Raw genomic sequence first — 17,437 nt, 5'->3', positions numbered from 1 at the left:
TCCGAGGCCGCCCCCGCCTTCGGCGGCGGTCCGGTGAGTCACCGGACCGGTCGGCATCCGTGCCGCCGGCCGGGCCGGACCGCTTCCTCAGGCCGTGCGGACCTGGTACGTGTGGATGCGTACCGTCTCGTCGTCCAGGCAATCGCCGCTGGTCAGGTCGAAGCGCTGCTTGAGCAGGGGGGAGGCGACGAACGGGCGGCCCTGGTGGGTGCCGGTGAGACCGCGGGAGAGGACGGCCGCGCCGCTGAACGGGTCGCGATTGTCGACGGCGTACAGCTCGCCGGCGCGGTCGCGGAACAGGGCGACCTGGCGGCCGTCCGGCAGCAGGGCGGCCACGCCCCGGCCGGGGACGAGCAGGCTCAGGTCGCAGACCGTGAACCACTCGTCCGCGTGCTGCGCCAGCCGGAGTTGAACCTTCAGGTCGGTGGTCTCGGGCGCCAGGGTCATCGCTGGGCACTCCCTTCCAGGGGTCGGTGGCCGATGGTCAGCAGCGGCAGGTCGGGCTTGATCTGGTCGCGCTCGGGGACGAAGCCGACGACCGGGTCGGGGGTGTCCGGCGCGTTCACGAAGGACACGAACCGGGCCAGCTTCTCGGGGTCGTTGATGGTGGTCGCCCACTCGTCGGCGTAGTGCGCGACGTGCGCCGTCATCAGGGACTCCAGCTCCTCGCAGATGCCGAGCGAGTCCTCCACCACCACGTCCCGCACGTGGTCGAGGCCGCCGGGGATGCGCTCCAGCCAGGTCGAGGTGCGCTCCAGGCGGTCGGCGGTGCGGATGTAGAACATCAGGAACCGGTCGATCAGCCGGACGAGTTCGGCGTCCGACAGGTCCTGGGCGAGCAGGTCGGCGTGGCGCGGGGTGGCGCCGCCGTTGCCGCCGACGTAGAGGTTCCAGCCGTTGGAGGTGGCGATGACGCCGAAGTCCTTCGACTGGGCCTCGGCGCACTCGCGGGCACAGCCCGACACCGCCGACTTGAGCTTGTGCGGCGACCTGAGCCCCCGGTAGCGCAGCTCCAGGTCGATCGCCATGCGGACGGAGTCCTGGACGCCGTAGCGGCACCAGGTCTGGCCGACGCAGGACTTCACGGTGCGCAGGGACTTGCCGTAGGCGTGGCCGGACTCGAAGCCGGCGTCGACCAACCGGGTCCAGATCAGCGGGAGCTGCTCGACGCGGGCGCCGAACATGTCGATCCGCTGACCTCCGGTGATCTTGGTGTAGAGGCCGAAGTCGCGGGCGATCTCACCGATCACGATGAGGCCCTCGGGGGTGATCTCGCCGCCGGGGATGCGCGGGACGACCGAGTAGGAGCCGTTCTTCTGCAGGTTGGCCAGGAAGTGGTCGTTGGTCTCCTGCAGCGCCGCCTGCTCGCCGTCCAGGACGTAGCCGCTCGCACCGATGGTCGGGGCGAGGGACGCGATGATCGAGCCGATCGCGGGCTTGCAGACGTCGCAGCCGTCGCCACCCCGGGCGCCGTCGCGGCCGTAGCGGTCCAGGAGGCCCTGGTAGGTGTTGATGCGCAGGGCGAGGACGATCTCGTACAGCTCCTCGCGGGTCTGCGAGAAGCAGCCGCACAGGCCCTTGTCGACCTCGACGCCGCTGGCCTCCAGCTCGGCGGTGACCAGCTGGCCGAGCACCTTGACGCAGCTGCCGCAGCCGGTGCCGGCCTTGGTGCACTTCTTGACCTCGGGCACGGTCGTGCAGGAGTGCTCCGTCACCGCGCCCCGGATGGCGCCCTTGGACACGTTGTGGCAGGAGCAGATGATCGCCTCGTCGGGCAGCGCGGACGGGCCGAGCTGGACGGCCTCTCCGGAACCGGCCGGCAGGACCAGCGACTCGGGGGAGACGGGCGGCACGGACCCGGTGAACGCCCGCAGGGTGCCGTAGGCCTCCGCGTCGCCGACCAGGATGCCGCCGAGCAGGGTGCCGTCACGGCCGATGACCAGCTTCTTGTACAGGCCGGAGCGGGAGTCGGAGTAGACGACGTCCAGGCAGTCCTCGGCGGTGCCGTGCGCGTCGCCGAAGGACGCCACGTCCACGCCGAGCAGCTTCAGCTTGGTCGACAGGTCGGCGCCGGTGAAACTGGCCTCGTCGGCCGCGATCGTCGCGGCCGCGGTCTCGGCCTGCTCGTAGCCCGGCGCGACCAGGCCGTACACCCGGCCGTCGGCGGCCAGCGCGCACTCGCCGATCGCGAAGACGTGCGGGTCGGCGACGGTGCGGCACTGCTCGTCGACGGTGATGCCGCCGCGCTCGCCGACCGTCAGTCCGCAGTCGCGGGCGAGCTGGTCGCGGGGGCGCACACCGGCGCTGAACACCACCATGTCGGCGGCGAGTTCGGAGCCGTCGGAGAGCTTCATGCCGGTGACGGCGCCGTCCTCGCCGACCAGGATCTCCTGGGTGCCGACGCCCGTGTGCACGGACAGGCCCATGTCCTCGATGGTGCGCAGCAGGGCCGCGCCGCCGCCCGCGTCGACCTGGACGGGCATCAGCCGGGGCGCGAACTCCACGATGTGGGAGGTGAGTCCGAGGCCCTTGAGGGCGCCCGCCGCCTCCAGTCCGAGGAGCCCGCCGCCGACGACGGCGCCGGTCGTGGCGCGCGTCCTCGCGTACTCCTCGATGGCGAGGAGGTCGTCGATCGTGCGGTAGACGAAGCAGCCCTCGGCGTCCTTGCCGGGCACCGGCGGGACGAACGGGTAGGAGCCGGTGGCCAGCACGAGGACGTCGTAGTCGACGACCAGTCCCGAGCGGGCGGTCACCCGGCGGGCCTCGCGGTCGACGGTCTGCGCGGGGTCCCCGACGTGCAGCTCGATGCCGTGCGCGGCGATGAACTCCAGGTCGGTCAGGGACAGGTCCTCGGGCGTCTTCCCCGAGAAGTACGAGGTGAGGGCGACGCGGTCGTAGGCGGGACGCGGCTCCTCACAGAGCACGACCACGCGGTGGGTGGCGGTCAGGCCGCGTTCGGCGAGCGCCTCGAGGAAACGCTGGCCGACCATGCCGTGGCCGACGAGCACGATCGTGGGGGTGGCCTCCGTGGCCTCCGGGGTGGCGGTCATCAGGAGCCTCCATCGTTGGTGAGCAGGTGGAGCAGGGGGCCGCCGTCGGAGGGCAGCGGCTCTGCTCCCTCCCAGGCGCGGGCGAGCGCGCCGACGGTGCCGAGTTCGCCGACGAGGACCCCGCCGACCAGGCGGTCGTCGCGGACGACGACCTTGCGGTAGGTGCCTCGGGTGGCGTCGGCGAGCTGCACGACGTCGTCGCCGGGGAGCGGCTCGGTCTCGCCGAAGGCGGCGAGGTCGAAGGCGCTGTTGCCGGCGAGGGTGAGCCGGGTGAGGACGCGGGTGCCGGTGTAGCGGGACGGCCGTCCGGCGAGCGACTCGGCCAGCGCGTCGGCCTGTTCCAGGGCGGGCGCGGCGAGGCCGTACACGGTCCCGTCGTGCTGTGCGCAGTCGCCGATCGCGCGGATGTGGGGGTCGGAGGTGCGCAGCTCGTCGTCGACGAGGACGCCCTTGTGGACGGCGAGTCCCGCGTCCTTGGCGAGACCGGCGCGCGGCGAGACGCCGCAGGCCAGCACCACCAGGTCGGCGTCGAGGGCGTAGCCGTCGGCCATCTCCACCGAGCGGACGGCGCCGCCCAGGCAGCGCACGTCGCGCACCCGGCACTCGGTGTGGACCTCGACGCCGAGGTCCTTCAGGTGCCGCAGGACCAGCCGGGAGGCGTTCGGGTCGAGCTGGCGTTCCATCAGGCGCTCGGCCTGCTGGGCGAGGACGACCTGCGCGCCGCGCACGGCGAGCGCACGGGCCGCCGAGACGCCGAGCAGCCCGCCGCCGATGACGACCGCCCGCACACCCGGCCGGACCGCCTTGGACAGGCCGAGGCAGTCGTCCATGGTCCGGAAGGCGTGGACGCCCTCGGGCAGGACGTGGTCGGGGGTGAACAGGCCGCGCAGCGGCGGCAGCACCGGGTTGGAGCCGGTAGCCAGGACGAGCGTGCCGTACGCGATCTCGGAGCCGTCCGCGCAGGACACGGTCCGCCGGTCGCGGTCGATGCCGGTCACCCGGGCCCGGACCAGTCCGGCGGGCGCGGGCAGCGCGATCACCTCGGGGGCGTACCGGCCGGCCAGCACCTCCGCGAGCAGGACCCGGTTGTACGGCCGGTGCTCCTCCTCGCCGACGAGCAGTGCGGGCGTGCCCAGCTCGCCGAGCCGGCGGGCGAGTCGGGCGCCCGCGAGGCCGGCGCCGATCACCACCACACGCGAATTCGAGGTCATGTCCAGGAGCGTGCGGTGCCGACGTTACCCGTCCGCATCACGGTTGTTTCCCGCGAGGAACGCTGCCCTCAGCGGGGCCCGGGGCGCGGTGTGAGGGTTCCGGCGGCCCGGCGGCTCCCGGGGGTGAGGGCCCCCGGGGCGGGCGGCGGTCAGCCGCGTGCGGACGTCAGATGGGCGAAGACGACCACGTTGCCCTGGTAGCCGGTGGCCTTCGAGTAGCCCCCGCCGCAGGTGATCACCCGCAGCTCGGGCCTGCTCGCCGCCCCGTAGACCTTCTCGTCGGGGAAGTCGCGGGCCGGGTAGACCTCGACGGCGTCCACGGTGAACACGGCCACGCCGCCGTCACGCCGGTCCACCTCGATGGCGCTGCCCCTGCGCAGCGCGCCGAGGTCGTAGAAGACGGCGGGACCGTCGGCGTTGTCGACGTGGCCGGCGACGATCGCGGTGCCCCTTTCGCCGGGGGTGGTGCCGGCCTCGTACCAGCCGGCGAGGTTCTCCTTCTCGGCGGGCGGGACGTCGAGGCTGCCGGACGGGGTGAGGGCGAGGCCCGTCAGGGGGGCGTCCACATGGATCGCGGGGATGCGGATGCGGTCGGGTGGGGAGGGTGGCAGCACCGGGGCGGACCTGGCCGGGGCGTCCGGGCCGGCCGTGTGGGCCTGGGCGGCGGACGGCTGCGGCGGGGCGTGCGTCTCGGCGCCGCTGTGCAGCAGCCACGCGCCGCTGCACAGGGCGGCCGCGGTGACGGCGGATATGGCGGTGTTGCCGACCCTGCGCATCGGGAGACCCCGTTTCTGTGACGTCCGGCGTGGTGATGTCCGGCGTATGGCGTCCGGCTTGGTGACGTCCGGCTTGGTGACGTCCGATGTGGTGATGTCCCGCGTGGTGGCGGCCGCCGTGGTGGCGGCGGGCGTGCGGGAGCGTGCGGGAACTCCCGTGTCCCCCTCCGGGCCGCGAGGGGCGTCGGACCCGGAGGGGGAGGGGACATGCGGTACCGGCGGACGGACAGCGGAGGGTGTCCGTCAGATCCCGTCGCCTCTCGCCCGGCGATGCAGGAGCCAGGTACCGCCCGCGGCGGCGACGGCGAGACCCGTCACACCGGCCGCGGTCTGTACGGGGTCGGGGCCCAGTGCGCCGCCGACCCCCGTCTTCACACTTCCTCGCGGATGGGTCTGCTGCCGGTCCGAGGCCAGCACGACCACCAGGTCACCGGTGATCCGCCGGCCGTCCGCGGCGCACTCCGCGACGATCTCGTACGTGCCCGGCTGCGCGCTCGGCGGCACCCCGAACCGTCCGGCCGCCTCGCCCTCGTGGGCGACGGGCGCGAGCGGGAAGCGGCCGGCGCCCACGGCTCCGGCGTCGCCGGCCGCCGCGCCCGCCCCGCAGTCCGCCGTGTTCACCGAGACCTGTCCGCCCGGCACCGCGGTGGCCGGGTACACCTCCAGGTGTCCCGCGTCGGTACCGGTGCTACTGCTGCCGGCGACGGCGTGCGCGGGCGCGGCGAAGGCGGCCGCGGCGGTGACGGCGAGCGCGGTACCGGTCAGCAGACGGGCGGTCAGCAGACGGGCGGTCCGTCGTCGCATCGATGCTCCTTCGAGCTCGCTCCTCGAGATTCCCTGCCCTTCCGAGGTAAGTCGCAGCGGGGCGGACGCGCTTGCTGATGATGCGTCAGGAATGGGTTGAACGGGTGTCAGATGTGCTGCGGCCGGGGTGGTCCGCGGTCACGTTTCGCCAGGTCACGTGCGTGTGGCGGGAGTCGCGCGGAAAACCGTCCGCAGGGCGTGTGAACGGGTGACCGGTCAGTGCCGGGTGAGCCAGTCGCCGCCCTCGATCGGCTTTCCGCGCACCCGCAGACCGGCGGCGACGGCGGGTGCGGCCACGTACACCCAGGCGCGGACGGGAGTGGCGCCGGCCGGCCTCGTCACCTCGCGCGCGACGCGCTCGTAGAGGTTGCGCGGGTCGCCGGGTGAGTACTCCTCCAGCCGGTCGAGGTCGGCGAGCAGCCGGGCGTACGTCTCGGGGCGGGCCGTCACGAGGTCCCCGGCGACGGTCGCGCCGGCTTCGCCCGGGGCCTCGACCGCGTAGGGATATCCGGGCCCGTCGTACAGCACCGCGCCCGGCAGCCGGGCCGGCTCCTCGCGCAGGGTGCGGCCGTGCAGGAAGAGGTCGTGGTTGACCTGGCCCGGGCGCAGGGTGCCGTAGACGAAGAAGGGGAGTGCGGGTGCGGTCACGGAACCGATTCTCTCCCCTCACCGCCCCTGCACCGGTCCCTCGCGTCGATGCTATGGACATGACATGTCGAGGCCTCTTAAATGCCAGGACGACGTCAGCGCCATCCCCACGCGCGCCCCCACGGCGCCTTCCTGAGGAGACCGAAGAGACTGATGAGTCGGATACGGCAGCACGTCCGAGGTTCCCGTCTCACCACCACCGGCATCGCCGTCACCACGGCCGCACTCCTGGCCGCCGCGCTCTCCCCGGCCGCCGGTGCGGCCGACAGACCGACCCGCGCCACCGCCCTCGACAACGCGGCGGAGGTCCTCGCCGACCGGGCCGCGGCCCTGGGCGTCACCGCCGGGCAGGCCACGTCCGTGCGTGACGTGGTGGTCGACAAGAACGGCGCCCAGCACGTCCGCTACGACCGCACCTACCGGCAACTCCCGGTGCTCGGCGGGGACTTCGTGATCCACCTGGCCCCCGACGGCACGTACCGCAGCGCCGACCGCGCGACCGGGGCGGCGATCGAACTGCCGAGCATCACCCCGAAGCTCTCCGCGCCCAAGGCCGCCGACGTCGCCGTGAACGCCCTGCGCGCGGCCAACCTCGGCGACCGTCTCCAGCAGGTGAAGGCCAAGCCGCAGCTGGTCGTCGACGCCCTGCACGGCGCCCCGAGACTGGCCTGGCGGACCAACGCCGTCGGGCTGGACTCGCTCGGCAACCCGGTCGCCCGCACCGTGCTGACCGACGCGCGCACCGGCGCCCAGATCGACGCCTGGGACGCCCTGGAGACGGTCACCGGCGACGGCAAGTCCCTGTACGGCGGCACGGTCGCGCTGGAGACGACCCAGTCGGGATCGACGTACCAGCTCAAGGACCCGACGCGCGGCAACACGTACACCGGCGACGCGGAGAACAAGACCGACCTGTGCTTCTTCGGCATCTGCTTCAGCCGGGCCCCCGCAACGCTGTTCACGGACGCCGACAACCACTGGGGGACGGGAGCCGCGGCCGACCGCGCGACGGCGGCCGTGGACGCCCAGTACGGCACCAACGTGACCTGGGACTACTACAAGAACGTGCACGGCCGCAACGGCATCGGCAACGACGGCAAGGGCTCCTACAACCGCGTCCACTACGGCAACAACTACGCCAACGCCTTCTGGGACGACAGCTGCTTCTGCATGACGTACGGCGACGGCAACGCCACGCAGCTCGGCCCGCTGGTGGGGCTGGACGTGGCCGGCCACGAGATGTCGCACGGCGTGACGTCCAAGTCGGCGAACCTGACCTACTCGGGCGAGTCCGGCGGCCTGAACGAGGCGACCTCCGACATCTTCGGCTCGCTGGTGGAGTTCTACGCCAACAACTCCTCCGACGTCGGCGACTACCTCATCGGCGAGAAGATCGTCCGTTCCGGATTCGGCCGGGACGCCCTGCGCTACATGGACAAGCCGAGCAAGGACGGCAATTCGGCCGACTCCTGGAGCAGCTCGGTCGGCAACCTCGACGTGCACTACTCCTCGGGCGTCGCCAACCACTTCGCGTACCTCCTCGCGGAGGGCAGCGGAACGAAGACGATCAACGGCGTCACCTACAACTCCCCGACGTCCAACGGCTCGACGGTCACCGGCATCGGCCGCGACAAGCTGGGCGCCATCTGGTACCGGGCGCTGACCGTCTACATGACGTCCTCCACCAAGTACGCGGGTGCGCGGACGGCGACCCTGAACGCCGCCCGTGACCTCTACGGCGCCGGCGGCACGGAGTACAACGCGGTGGCGGCGGCCTGGAGCGCCGTCAACGTGAACTGACCTCCGCCGCTCCCCGACGCCGCGGCCCGCCCCGAAGACTTCCGGGGCGGGCCGTGGCGCGATCACGCTTCCCCGTGGCCTGGTCACCCGCTACGCTCCCTGCGCGCGCATCCCGCGCGAGCAGGGGGTACCGGGGGTAATGGGGACAGTGGGGACAGTGGGGGACATGACCGAGGAAGTCGCCGCGGCCGAGAAGGGCCCGAACGCATGGGCTCAGGCCATCGCGGCGCTGGTGGTGGTCGGCGCGCTGGGGGGCGCGCTCTACGTCCTCCAGCAGAACGACGCGAAGGCCGCCGACAAGCCGGCCACGTGCCGGGTCGACGACGAGGACGAGAAGGCCGCCGAGGCCGCGAAGGCGGCGCAGCGCGTCTCCGGGACGCAGTTGTGCACGGCGCTCAACCGCAAGGACCTGCCGACGCTCCTCGGCACGCCGGCGGAACGCGCGCTGACCGCATACGGCAGTGACGGCTCGGTCGAGACGGGGGACAAGACGATCCCGTCCCCCGAGGGGACCGTCCAACTGGACACCTACACGGTGAAGTTGTCGCGGTCCTACGACGGCCTCCCGATCGCCGGGATGCAGGATCTGCTGAACGAGGCGCAGACGAGGACGGTCGCGGGTCACCCCGCGGTGCTCTACTCGAGCCCGACGATCGCCATTCGGTTCAACCTGGGCGGCGGCAAGTCGCAGAGCGCGCCCGGCGGCATCGCCCGCACCCTGGTCGTCGCCCCGGACGCCAAGGATCGCGGCGGCTCCTACGAGCTCTCCATCTGGCGCCAGGACGACGTGCGGCCGGACGACGCGGCACTGCTGCGCATCGCCCAGCAGGTCCTGCCCACGATCCCGGGCTGGGCCGCCGCCCGCTGACCTGCCGCCCGGCGTCGTCGCACGCCGTCCGGTCGTGCCGCGGTCCAGCAGCACGGTGATGGCGGTCGGAACATGGCGATGGCGGCCAGGAACACGGTAAGGGCGGCCGGAACACGGTGATGGCGGCCGGAGTCCGACGGACACGCCGAAGGCCGACGTCCCCCCGTGGGGCGCCGGCCTTCGCGGTGCGGGAGTCGCGACGGTCAGGCGACCGGCTGCGGTTCCTCCGCGCGCGCCTCGGCGACCGGCTGCCGCGGCGTGGTGTCGCGCATGACCAGGGCCGCCAGCACGGCCGCCGCCAGGACACCGATCGCACTGATCGTGAAGGTCGTCGTCATCGAGGCGGTGAAGGCCTCCCGGGCCTCCCGGACCAGAGTGCGGTCGCCGCCGGCCGCCGCCAGCGCCCCGCCGATCGACTGCCGGGCCGCCTCGGGGGCGTCGGCCGGCATCCCGGCGGCGAAGCCGCTGGTCAGCAGGGAGCCGAGGATCGCGATGCCGAGCGCGGTGCCGGCCTGCTGGACGGTGTCGTTCAGGGCCGAGCCGACACCCGCCTTGTCCGCCGGGATGGTGCTCATCAGCGCGGCGACGGCGGCGGGCATCGCGAGTCCGGCGCCGAGTCCGAGCAGTCCCAGGGCCACGGCCGGGACGGTGAAGCCGGAGTCCGCGCCGACCGTGGCGAGGAGCGCGAAAGAGGCGGCCATCACGGCCATCCCGGCCAGGACGACGAACCGGTTGCCGATCCTCCCGGCCAGGTGCGCGCCCGCCCCGTTGCCGGCCAGTGCCGCGAGGGCGAACGGCAGGAAGGCGAGACCGGCGCGGACGGGGGAGTAGCCGAGGACGAACTGCAGGTACTGGGTGAGGACCAGCAGCAGGCCGCCGTTGCCGATCTGCACCAGGGCCAGCGAGAGCGAACCGCCGCTGAAGTTGCGGTGCTTGAAGAGGACCAGCGGGACCATCGGCGAGGGGGTGACGTTCTCCCAGACCACGAACCCGGCCAGACCGAGGACGGCGACCGCGAGGCTGAGGGCGGAGCGCCCGCCGAACGCGCCGTGCAGCGGAAGCTCGATGATCCACCAGACCAGCGCGGTCATGCCGACCGCGGAGAGCACCGCGCCCAGCGGGTCGGGCTTCTGCCAGGGGGCCCTGGACTCCGGCATCAGGGTCACGGCGGCGACGACGGCGAGCACGACGACCGGGACGTTGATCAGGAAGATCGAGTGCCAGGAGAAGTGGTCGATGAGGACGCCGCCCAGGACCGGACTGCCGACCAGGCCCAGCATGGACACCGAGCCCCACGCCGCCATCGCCCTGCCGCGCTCCTCCTCGTCGAAGACGGTGATGAGGATCGACAGCGTGGACGGCATGATCAGCGCCCCGCCGACGCCCATCGCGGTGCGGACGGCGATCACCTCGCCGGGGTCGGTGCAGAACGTGGCGGCCAGTGAGGCCGCCCCGAACAGCGTCAGGCCGATCAGCATGACCCGCCGGCGGCCGAAACGGTCACCGAGGCTTCCCGAGGTCAGCAGCAGGCCCGCGAAGACCAGGATGTAGGAGTCGAGGATCCACTGGGTGTCCTGGGCGCTCGCACCGATGTCCTCGGTCATCGAGGGCACCGCGACGGTCAGCGCCATGCTGTCGATCGTCAGGACCAGCGTGCTCAGGCACAGCACGACCAGGATCCACCAGCGACGGGGAATACGGGTTTCCATGACGTCCTGTCCTTTCGTCGTGCGCACGGTGTTCTCGTGATGCGCACACTGTTCCGGTTACGGCGCCGAGTGATGCGTACGGCGTTCGGCGTTGCGCACACTGTACGCACAGCGGAACGATGTGCGCAACGAGGGAACTCTGTACGCTGGAAGCGCACGATGTTCGCCCGTCGTCAGTCGACCCCTTTGGGAGCAGAGCCGTGGCCGCCGAGACGAAGAATCCCCGCCCCGTCCCCTCCGTGTGGGCCCGCGGGCGCCGCGAAGCCGACCAGCCCGCGCTCAGCCGGGACGCGATCGTCCGCGAGGCGGTCGCCATGCTGGACGCCGACGGCATCGAGGCGCTGAGCATGCGCAAGCTGGGCGCCCGACTGAACGCCGGCGCGACCTCCCTCTACCGGCACGTCGCCACCAAGGACGAGCTGATGGAGCTGGCCGTGGACGAGGTCGCCGCCGAGATCCACGTCCCGTCGGCCGACGGACCCGCCGGACCGGACGGACCCGACTGGCGCGCCGTCGTCGCCGAGGCCGCGGGCTCCTTCCGTGCGACCGCGCTGCGCCACCCCTGGCTCGCCTCGGTCCTCGGCCAGGCGGGCCTCGCCTACCTCGGCCCCAACCTGATGGCCTTCTCGGAGCGGCTCGCCGCGCTGTTCACGGCCGCCGGGTTCGCCGAACCGGGCCGCGTCATCGAGCCCCTGCTGAGCTACGTCATCGGCGTGAGCACCACCGAGGCGGCCTGGCTCACCACGGTCGCCCGTTCCGGCGAGACCGAGGCGGATTTCGTCGCCCGCCTGATGCCCGCGGCCCAGCAGGCCGCCGCCCCCTATGCCCACCTGGCCGCCGAGTACGCCGCGAGCGCCGCCGAGTCGGCCGACCCGGCGGCGCTGCGCGAGGGCAAGTTCGCCTACGGCCTGGACGTCGTGCTGGACGGCCTGGCCCTGCGCCTGCCGGAGTAGGGGTTCGGAACAGGGCCAGGAGCAGGAGTTCGGCGTGGGGGGCTTCGGAGCAGCAGTCCGGGGCGGGGCTTCGGGCGCTCGGAACAGGTGGCCGGTGAGCCGGAGCAGGTGGCCGGCGAGTCGGAGCGCGCGATCCCTGGACGGACGGTCCCTAGACGGGCGGTCCCGAGACGGACGGTCCATTGGCGGACGGTCCCGAGACGGACGGTCCAGCGAGCTCCACCCGCACCGCGCACACCTTGAACTCCGGCATCCGCGACGTCGGGTCCAGGGCCGGGTTGGTCAGGGTGTTGGCCCGGCCCGCGCCCGGCCAGTGGAACGGCATGAAAACGGTGTCCGGGCGGATGCCCGTGGTGATCCGGGCCGGCGCCACCGCCCGTCCCCGCCGGGACACGACGGCCAGCGGATCGCCCTCGGCCGCCCCGAGCCGCGCCGCCAGGCGGGGATGCAGTTCCACGAACGGGCCGGGCGCGGCGGCGTTCAGCTCGGCGACCCGCCGGGTCTGGGCGCCGGACTGGTACTGCGCGACCACCCGCCCGGTGGTGAGCAGCACGGGGTAGTCGTCGTCCGGTTCCTCCGCGCTCGGCCGGTGTGAGACGGGCGCGAACCGGGCCCGGCCGTCCTCGGTGGCGAACCGGTCGAGGAACAGGCGCGGCGTGCCGGGCGCCGGACGGCCGTCCTGGTCGGCAGGGCAGGGCCAGAACACCCCGTCCTCCTCCGCCAGCCGTTCGTAGCTGATCCCGGAGTAGTCGGCGATCCCGCCCGCGCTGGCCCGCCGCAGCTCCTCGAAGACCTCCTCGGGCTCGACGGGGAAGCCCTTCTCGACGCCCAGCCGCGCGGCCAGTTCGTGCAGCACCGCCAGGTCGCTGCGCACGCCGTCCGGAGCGGTGACCGCCTGCCGGCGCAGCAGCACCCTGCCCTCCAGGCTGGTCGTCGTCCCCGTCTCCTCCGCCCACTGGGCGACGGGCAGGACGACGTCCGCGAGGGCCGCCGTCTCGGACAGGACGACGTCGCAGACGGCGAGGAAGTCGAGGGACTTCAGGCGTTCCTCGATGTGCGCGGCGCGCGGCGCGGACACCACCGGGTTCGACCCCATGAGCAGCAGCGACCGGACGTCGGACCCCAGCGCGTCGAGGAGCTCGTACGCGCTGCGCCCGGGGCCGGGCAGCGAGTCCGGGTCCACGCCCCACACCTCGGCCACGTGCCGCCGGGCCGCCGGGTCGTCCAGCTTGCGGTAGCCGGGCAGCTGGTCGGCCTTCTGGCCGTGCTCGCGGCCGCCCTGCCCGTTGCCCTGCCCGGTCAGACAGCCGTAGCCGCTGAGCGGCCGCCCGGCCCGGCCCGTCGCCAGGCACAGGTTGATCCACGCGCCGACGGTGTCGGTGCCCTTGGACTGCTGCTCGGGCCCGCGCGCGGTGAGCACCATCGCGGCCTCGGGCTCGCAGAACAGCCGTACGGTCTCCCGGAGTTGTGGAACGGACACCCCCGTGATCCGTTCCACGTACTCCGGCCAGTGGGCCATGGCGGCCGCCCGGGCGTCCTCCCAGCCGACGGTGCGCTCGCGCACGTACTCCTCGTCGACCCGTCCTTCGGCGACGATCAGGTGCAGCAGGCCGAGGGCGAGCGCGAGGTCCGTCCCGGGCCGCGGCGCCAGATGCAGGTCGGCCTGCTCGGCGGTCTTGGTGCGGCGCGGGTCGATGACGATCAGCGTGCCGCCGTTCTCCCGCAGTTCGCTGAAGAACCGCAGGGCCGGCGGCATGGTCTCGGCGAGGTTGGAGCCGACCAGGATCACACAGCCCGTGCGCGGGATGTCCTCCAGCGGGAAGGGCAGCCCCCGGTCGAGTCCGAAAGCCTTCATTCCGGCCGCCGCCGCGGACGACATGCAGAACCGGCCGTTGTAGTCGATCTGCGAGGTGCCGAGCACCACCCGGGCGAACTTGCCGAGCGCGTACGCCTTCTCGTTGGTCAGCCCGCCGCCGCCGAACACACCGAGCGCGTCGGCCCCGTGCGCGGCCCGCACCCGGCCCAGCTCGCCGGCGATCCGGTCCAGCGCCTCGTCCCAGGAGGCCGGCACGAGCGAGCCGCCGGACCGCACGAGAGGCGAGGTCAGCCGGACGCCCGGGGCGAGCACCGCGGCCGCTGTGCGCCCCTTGCCGCACAGCGCTCCCCGGTTCACCGGGAAGCCGGTGCGCTCGACCACCTCGACGCCCCCCGCGGGCAGAGGCGACAGGGCCATCCCGCACTGCAGGGCGCAGTACGGGCAGTGGGTGGGCGTCGAGGCGGTCAGCATGCCCCCCAGAGTGCGTCGCCCGTGTTACGCGCCGTGCGGCCTCCTGTTACGGCGGTGTGCTGGCACCCTCCCCGGGTGCCGCGTCCCGGAGTGAGGCACAGGGCGCCCCGCCCTTGAGTCGTCGCCGACCCGCCCGAACGTTGCCCCTGTGGACGAAGACGCCACAAGTGACTCATTCCGTGCAGTGGATGTCCGGTTGCGCATGCTTGAAGCTTGAAAGGCCGCCGTTACAGTCGAGTGCGCGAACGACCCCGCACGGCGAACGACCCCGCACAGCGCACCACCCCTGCACGGCGCACGACTCCGCACGGCGTCAGACCGCACGGCGCGCGACCCGCACCGCGTCCGCCCCCGCACCGCGTTCGCACCCCGGGCGAGCCGTCACCGCCGGCCATGTCACCTGCATCCCGAAGCAGCCTGGAGGTCACCCCACCATGCCTCTGCGCCATCTCGCCCCCCGTGACCAGGATCTCTTCTGGCGCTACGGCCGCGGCCCCGCCGTCGACGTCCCGGACCCGCTGGTCCACCGCGCCGTCGAACGGCACGCGGCGGCCACCCCGTACGCGGTCGCCGCCGAACACCACGGCACGACCCTGACCTACGGCGAACTCGACCGGTACGCCGACGCCCTCGCCGCCCGGCTGATCCTCGAGGGCGTCCGCCCCGGCGACCACGTCGGCCTCTTCGTCCGCCGCTCGCTGCCGATGCTCGTCGGCCTGCTCGGCATCCTGAAGGCGGGCGCGGCCTACGTCCCCCAGGACATCGGCCTCGCACCCCCCGCCCAGCTCGCCCACGTCGTCCGGGCCGCAGCCACCCGCGTCGTGCTCACCCAGCGCGCGCACGCCGCCCGGATCCCGCGCGGCCCCCGCGTCCTCGCCCTCGACGAACCCCTCCCGCGCGCCCGCGCGCCCCGCCCCCGCATCGACCCCGACGACGGCTGCTACGTCCTGTTCACCTCCGGCACGACCGGCTGCCCCAACGGCGTGAAGGTCACCCACCGCAACGTCGCCAACCTCCTGTGCACGGAACCCGGAGGCCTCGGCATCCGCCCGGGCGACCGGGTGGCCCAACTCCTCAACATCGCCTTCGACATGGCCGCCTGGGAGATCCTCGGCTGCCTCGCCCACGGCGCCACCCTGGTCGTCCGCGGCAAGGACATCGCGGCGGCCGCCCGCACCGCCACCGTCCTCGTCGCCACCCCGACCGTGCTCGCCGGCATCGACCCGGCGGCCTGCCCCCGGGTGCGCACGGTGGCCGTCGCCGGCGAGCCCTGCCCGCGCCCGCTCGCCGACGCCTGGGCGGCCCGGGCCGCCTTCCACAACTGCTGCGGCCCCACCGAGACGACCATCGTGAACACGATGAGCCGCCACACCCCGGCCGCCCCGCTGCTCACCATCGGCCGCCCCACCCCGAACAACACCGTCTACGTCCTCGACGCCGACCGCCGCGCCCTGCCCATCGGCGAGGTCGGCGAGATGTGGGCCGGCGGCGACTGCGTCTCGGCCGGCTACCTCGGCAACGACGAGCTGAACGCCGAGCGCTACGCCCCCGACCCCTTTCTCGGCAGGGGGCACCGGATGTTCCGCACCCGCGACCTCGGCCGCTGGACCCCCGGCGGCGAACTCGAACACCTCGGCCGCACCGACGACCAGGTCAAGGTACGCGGGTTTCGCGTCGAGCTGGACTCCGTGTCGTCGGTCCTCGAAGGCGTTCCGGGCTGCACCCGGGCGGTGACCCTGCGGCGCGACGCCCGCAGCCTGGTCTCCTTCGTCTGCCCGGCCGACGTGGACCCCGACGCGGCCCGCCGAGCGGTGGCGGACGCACTGCCGTACTACTGCGTGCCCGACGATGTCATGCCCATGACAGCATTGCCGGAGACCGACCGCGGAAAGATCGACAAGCCGGCGCTGCTGAAGCTGGCCCGCGAGCGGACGGCGGTGGCCTCCCGATGACGACGTCCTCCTCCCCGCCCCCGCCCGCGTCCCCGGCACCGCCCCCAGCGCCCTCCGCCTCTCTCTCTACCTCCACCTCCACCTCCACCTCGCCGTCCCCGGACCGTCGGTCCGTCGAGCTGCCCCCGCTGCTCTCCGCGCCCCGTCGTCTGCTCAAGCACCCGCGTCTGATGCACCACAACCGCCTCGCGGCGCTGGTGCTGCTGGCCAACCTGGCCTACGCGTACGGGAGTCGGCCCCTGTCCATGGAAGCCCTGGCACACGCGTCCCTCGCCAACCTCGCCCTGGCCGTCCTCGTCCGCCAGCAGTACGTCATCAACCTGCTGTTCCGGCTGGCGACTTCGGCCCCGACGCACTGGCCGCTGCGGCTGCGCTGGACGCTGGGCAAGGTGTACCACTTCGGCGGACTGCACGTGGGCGGAGCGCTGGCGGGGGCGGCCTGGTTCCTGGCGCTGACGCTCCGGACGACCGACGGCTCGCTGCGGGCCGTCGGCTGGACCCTGGTGGCGCTGCTCGCCGTGATCGTCGCCACCGCCCTGCCGCCCTTCCGCTCCCGGCACCACGACCACTTCGAGAAGATCCACCGCTTCGGCGGCTGGGGCGCCCTCGCCCTCTTCTGGACGCACACCCTGATGGCGGCTCCCGGCCCCGGGCCGGTGTCCGTGCTGGCCCTGGTCACCTTCAGCGTCGCGCTGCCCTGGCTGCGGCTGCGCAAGGTGGACGTGCGCCTCGAACGCCCCTCCCGCCATGTGGTGTTGGCCCGCTTCGACCACGGCGTGACACCCTTCGCGGGCTCCTCGACCGCCATCAGCCGCAGCCCGCTGAAGGAGTGGCACTCCTTCGCCAACGTCCCGGCCCCCGGCGAGTCCGGTTTCCGCCTCACCGTCTCGCGGGCGGGCGACTGGACCGGCGCGTTCATCGACGACCTGCCGCGGAAGGTGTGGACGAAGGGCATCACCACCGCCGGGGTCGCCAACATCGAGGTCCTGTTCACCAAGGTGGTGTACGTGGCGACCGGCAGCGGCATCGGCCCCTGCCTGCCGCATCTGCTGGCCGCCGAGGTCCCCTCCCGGCTGGTCTGGGCGACCCGCGATCCACGGGCGACCTACGGCGACGCCCTCGTCGACGAGATCCTCGCCGCCCAGCCCCACGCCGTCGTTCATGACACCTCCCGGAGCGGCAAGCCCGACATGGTGGCGCTCGCGTACGCCGCCTACCGGGACTTCGGGGCGGAGGCGGTGATCTGCATCTCCAACAGGAAGCTGACCTGGCAGGTGGTGCACGGCCTGGAACGGCGCGGCATTCCGGCATACGGCGCGATCTGGGACTCGTGAGCCCCGGACAGAGCCCGGACGAGGGCCCCCACAGAGCCCCGACGA

13 protein-coding genes are annotated in these 17,437 nt (G+C 73.1%); 5 read left to right on the top strand and 8 right to left on the bottom strand.

Going from position 1 to position 17,437, the window contains the following annotated elements; genetic code table 11:
- Nucleotides 1–87: 87 nt before the first annotated feature.
- The 6 genes from nirD to QF032_RS13385 all read right to left on the bottom strand — a co-directional run bounded on the left by nirD (nucleotide 88) and on the right by QF032_RS13385 (nucleotide 6,489).
- On the bottom strand, nucleotides 88–447 hold the full coding sequence (gene nirD / locus QF032_RS13410) for a nitrite reductase small subunit NirD (RefSeq protein ID WP_306952410.1): 360 nt from the start codon (nucleotides 445–447) through the stop codon (nucleotides 88–90).
- Nucleotides 444–3,050, bottom strand: coding sequence for a nitrite reductase large subunit NirB (gene nirB, locus QF032_RS13405; RefSeq protein WP_307056078.1), 2,607 nt, complete (start codon nucleotides 3,048–3,050; stop codon nucleotides 444–446). Before nirB ends, nirD begins: the two co-directional genes overlap by 4 nt.
- Complete coding sequence (locus QF032_RS13400; RefSeq protein WP_306952412.1) at nucleotides 3,050–4,261, bottom strand: NAD(P)/FAD-dependent oxidoreductase; 1,212 nt, start codon at nucleotides 4,259–4,261, stop codon at nucleotides 3,050–3,052. The genes nirB and QF032_RS13400 overlap by 1 nt, the downstream gene beginning before the upstream one ends.
- A 149-nt stretch (nucleotides 4,262–4,410) precedes the next feature.
- On the bottom strand, nucleotides 4,411–5,037 hold the full coding sequence (locus tag QF032_RS13395) for a class F sortase (RefSeq protein WP_307042757.1): 627 nt from the start codon (nucleotides 5,035–5,037) through the stop codon (nucleotides 4,411–4,413).
- A gap of 243 nt (nucleotides 5,038–5,280) precedes the next feature.
- Complete coding sequence (locus tag QF032_RS13390) at nucleotides 5,281–5,841, bottom strand: hypothetical protein (RefSeq protein ID WP_307056077.1); 561 nt, start codon at nucleotides 5,839–5,841, stop codon at nucleotides 5,281–5,283.
- 216 nt (nucleotides 5,842–6,057) lie between these two features.
- On the bottom strand, nucleotides 6,058–6,489 hold the full coding sequence (locus QF032_RS13385; RefSeq protein WP_307042754.1) for a gamma-glutamylcyclotransferase family protein: 432 nt from the start codon (nucleotides 6,487–6,489) through the stop codon (nucleotides 6,058–6,060).
- Between the two features lie 153 nt (nucleotides 6,490–6,642).
- Here QF032_RS13385 and QF032_RS13380 point away from each other — a divergent pair, with 153 nt between their 5' ends.
- The gene (locus QF032_RS13380; protein WP_307056076.1) at nucleotides 6,643–8,289 is read left to right on the top strand and encodes a M4 family metallopeptidase; all 1,647 of its coding nucleotides are present in this window, start codon (nucleotides 6,643–6,645) and stop codon (nucleotides 8,287–8,289) included.
- A 166-nt stretch (nucleotides 8,290–8,455) separates the two neighbouring features.
- A complete protein-coding gene (locus QF032_RS13375; protein WP_307042750.1) occupies nucleotides 8,456–9,157 on the top strand; it encodes a DUF6215 domain-containing protein in 702 nt (233 codons plus the stop codon).
- Between the two features lie 203 nt (nucleotides 9,158–9,360).
- On the opposite strand, the gene QF032_RS13370 is transcribed toward QF032_RS13375, so the two are convergent.
- A complete protein-coding gene (locus tag QF032_RS13370) occupies nucleotides 9,361–10,866 on the bottom strand; it encodes an MFS transporter (protein WP_307056075.1) in 1,506 nt (501 codons plus the stop codon).
- A gap of 200 nt (nucleotides 10,867–11,066) precedes the next feature.
- On the opposite strand from QF032_RS13370, the gene QF032_RS13365 reads away from it, so the two are divergent.
- Nucleotides 11,067–11,819 (top strand): TetR/AcrR family transcriptional regulator, encoded by a 753-nt coding sequence (locus tag QF032_RS13365; protein WP_307042748.1) that lies wholly within the window; start codon nucleotides 11,067–11,069, stop codon nucleotides 11,817–11,819.
- Between the two features lie 151 nt (nucleotides 11,820–11,970).
- Here QF032_RS13365 and QF032_RS13360 read toward each other — a convergent pair whose 3' ends face one another.
- Complete coding sequence (locus QF032_RS13360) at nucleotides 11,971–14,106, bottom strand: molybdopterin oxidoreductase family protein (RefSeq protein WP_307042746.1); 2,136 nt, start codon at nucleotides 14,104–14,106, stop codon at nucleotides 11,971–11,973.
- Nucleotides 14,107–14,540: 434 nt separating this feature from the next.
- Here QF032_RS13360 and QF032_RS13355 point away from each other — a divergent pair, with 434 nt between their 5' ends.
- Nucleotides 14,541–16,058: an amino acid adenylation domain-containing protein gene (locus tag QF032_RS13355; RefSeq protein ID WP_306952421.1), complete on the top strand. Its 1,518-nt coding sequence runs from the start codon at nucleotides 14,541–14,543 to the stop codon at nucleotides 16,056–16,058.
- Nucleotides 16,055–17,392, top strand: coding sequence for a hypothetical protein (locus tag QF032_RS13350; protein WP_307056074.1), 1,338 nt, complete (start codon nucleotides 16,055–16,057; stop codon nucleotides 17,390–17,392). The genes QF032_RS13355 and QF032_RS13350 overlap by 4 nt, the downstream gene beginning before the upstream one ends.
- The last annotated feature ends 45 nt before the right edge of the window (nucleotides 17,393–17,437 follow it).

Origin of the sequence: Streptomyces achromogenes (assembly GCF_030816715.1) — a bacterium.
GTDB classification, from domain to species: domain Bacteria; phylum Actinomycetota; class Actinomycetes; order Streptomycetales; family Streptomycetaceae; genus Streptomyces; species Streptomyces achromogenes_A.
The sequence above is the reverse complement of the archived record's forward strand: the minus strand, read 5'-3'. Positions and strand labels throughout refer to the sequence as shown.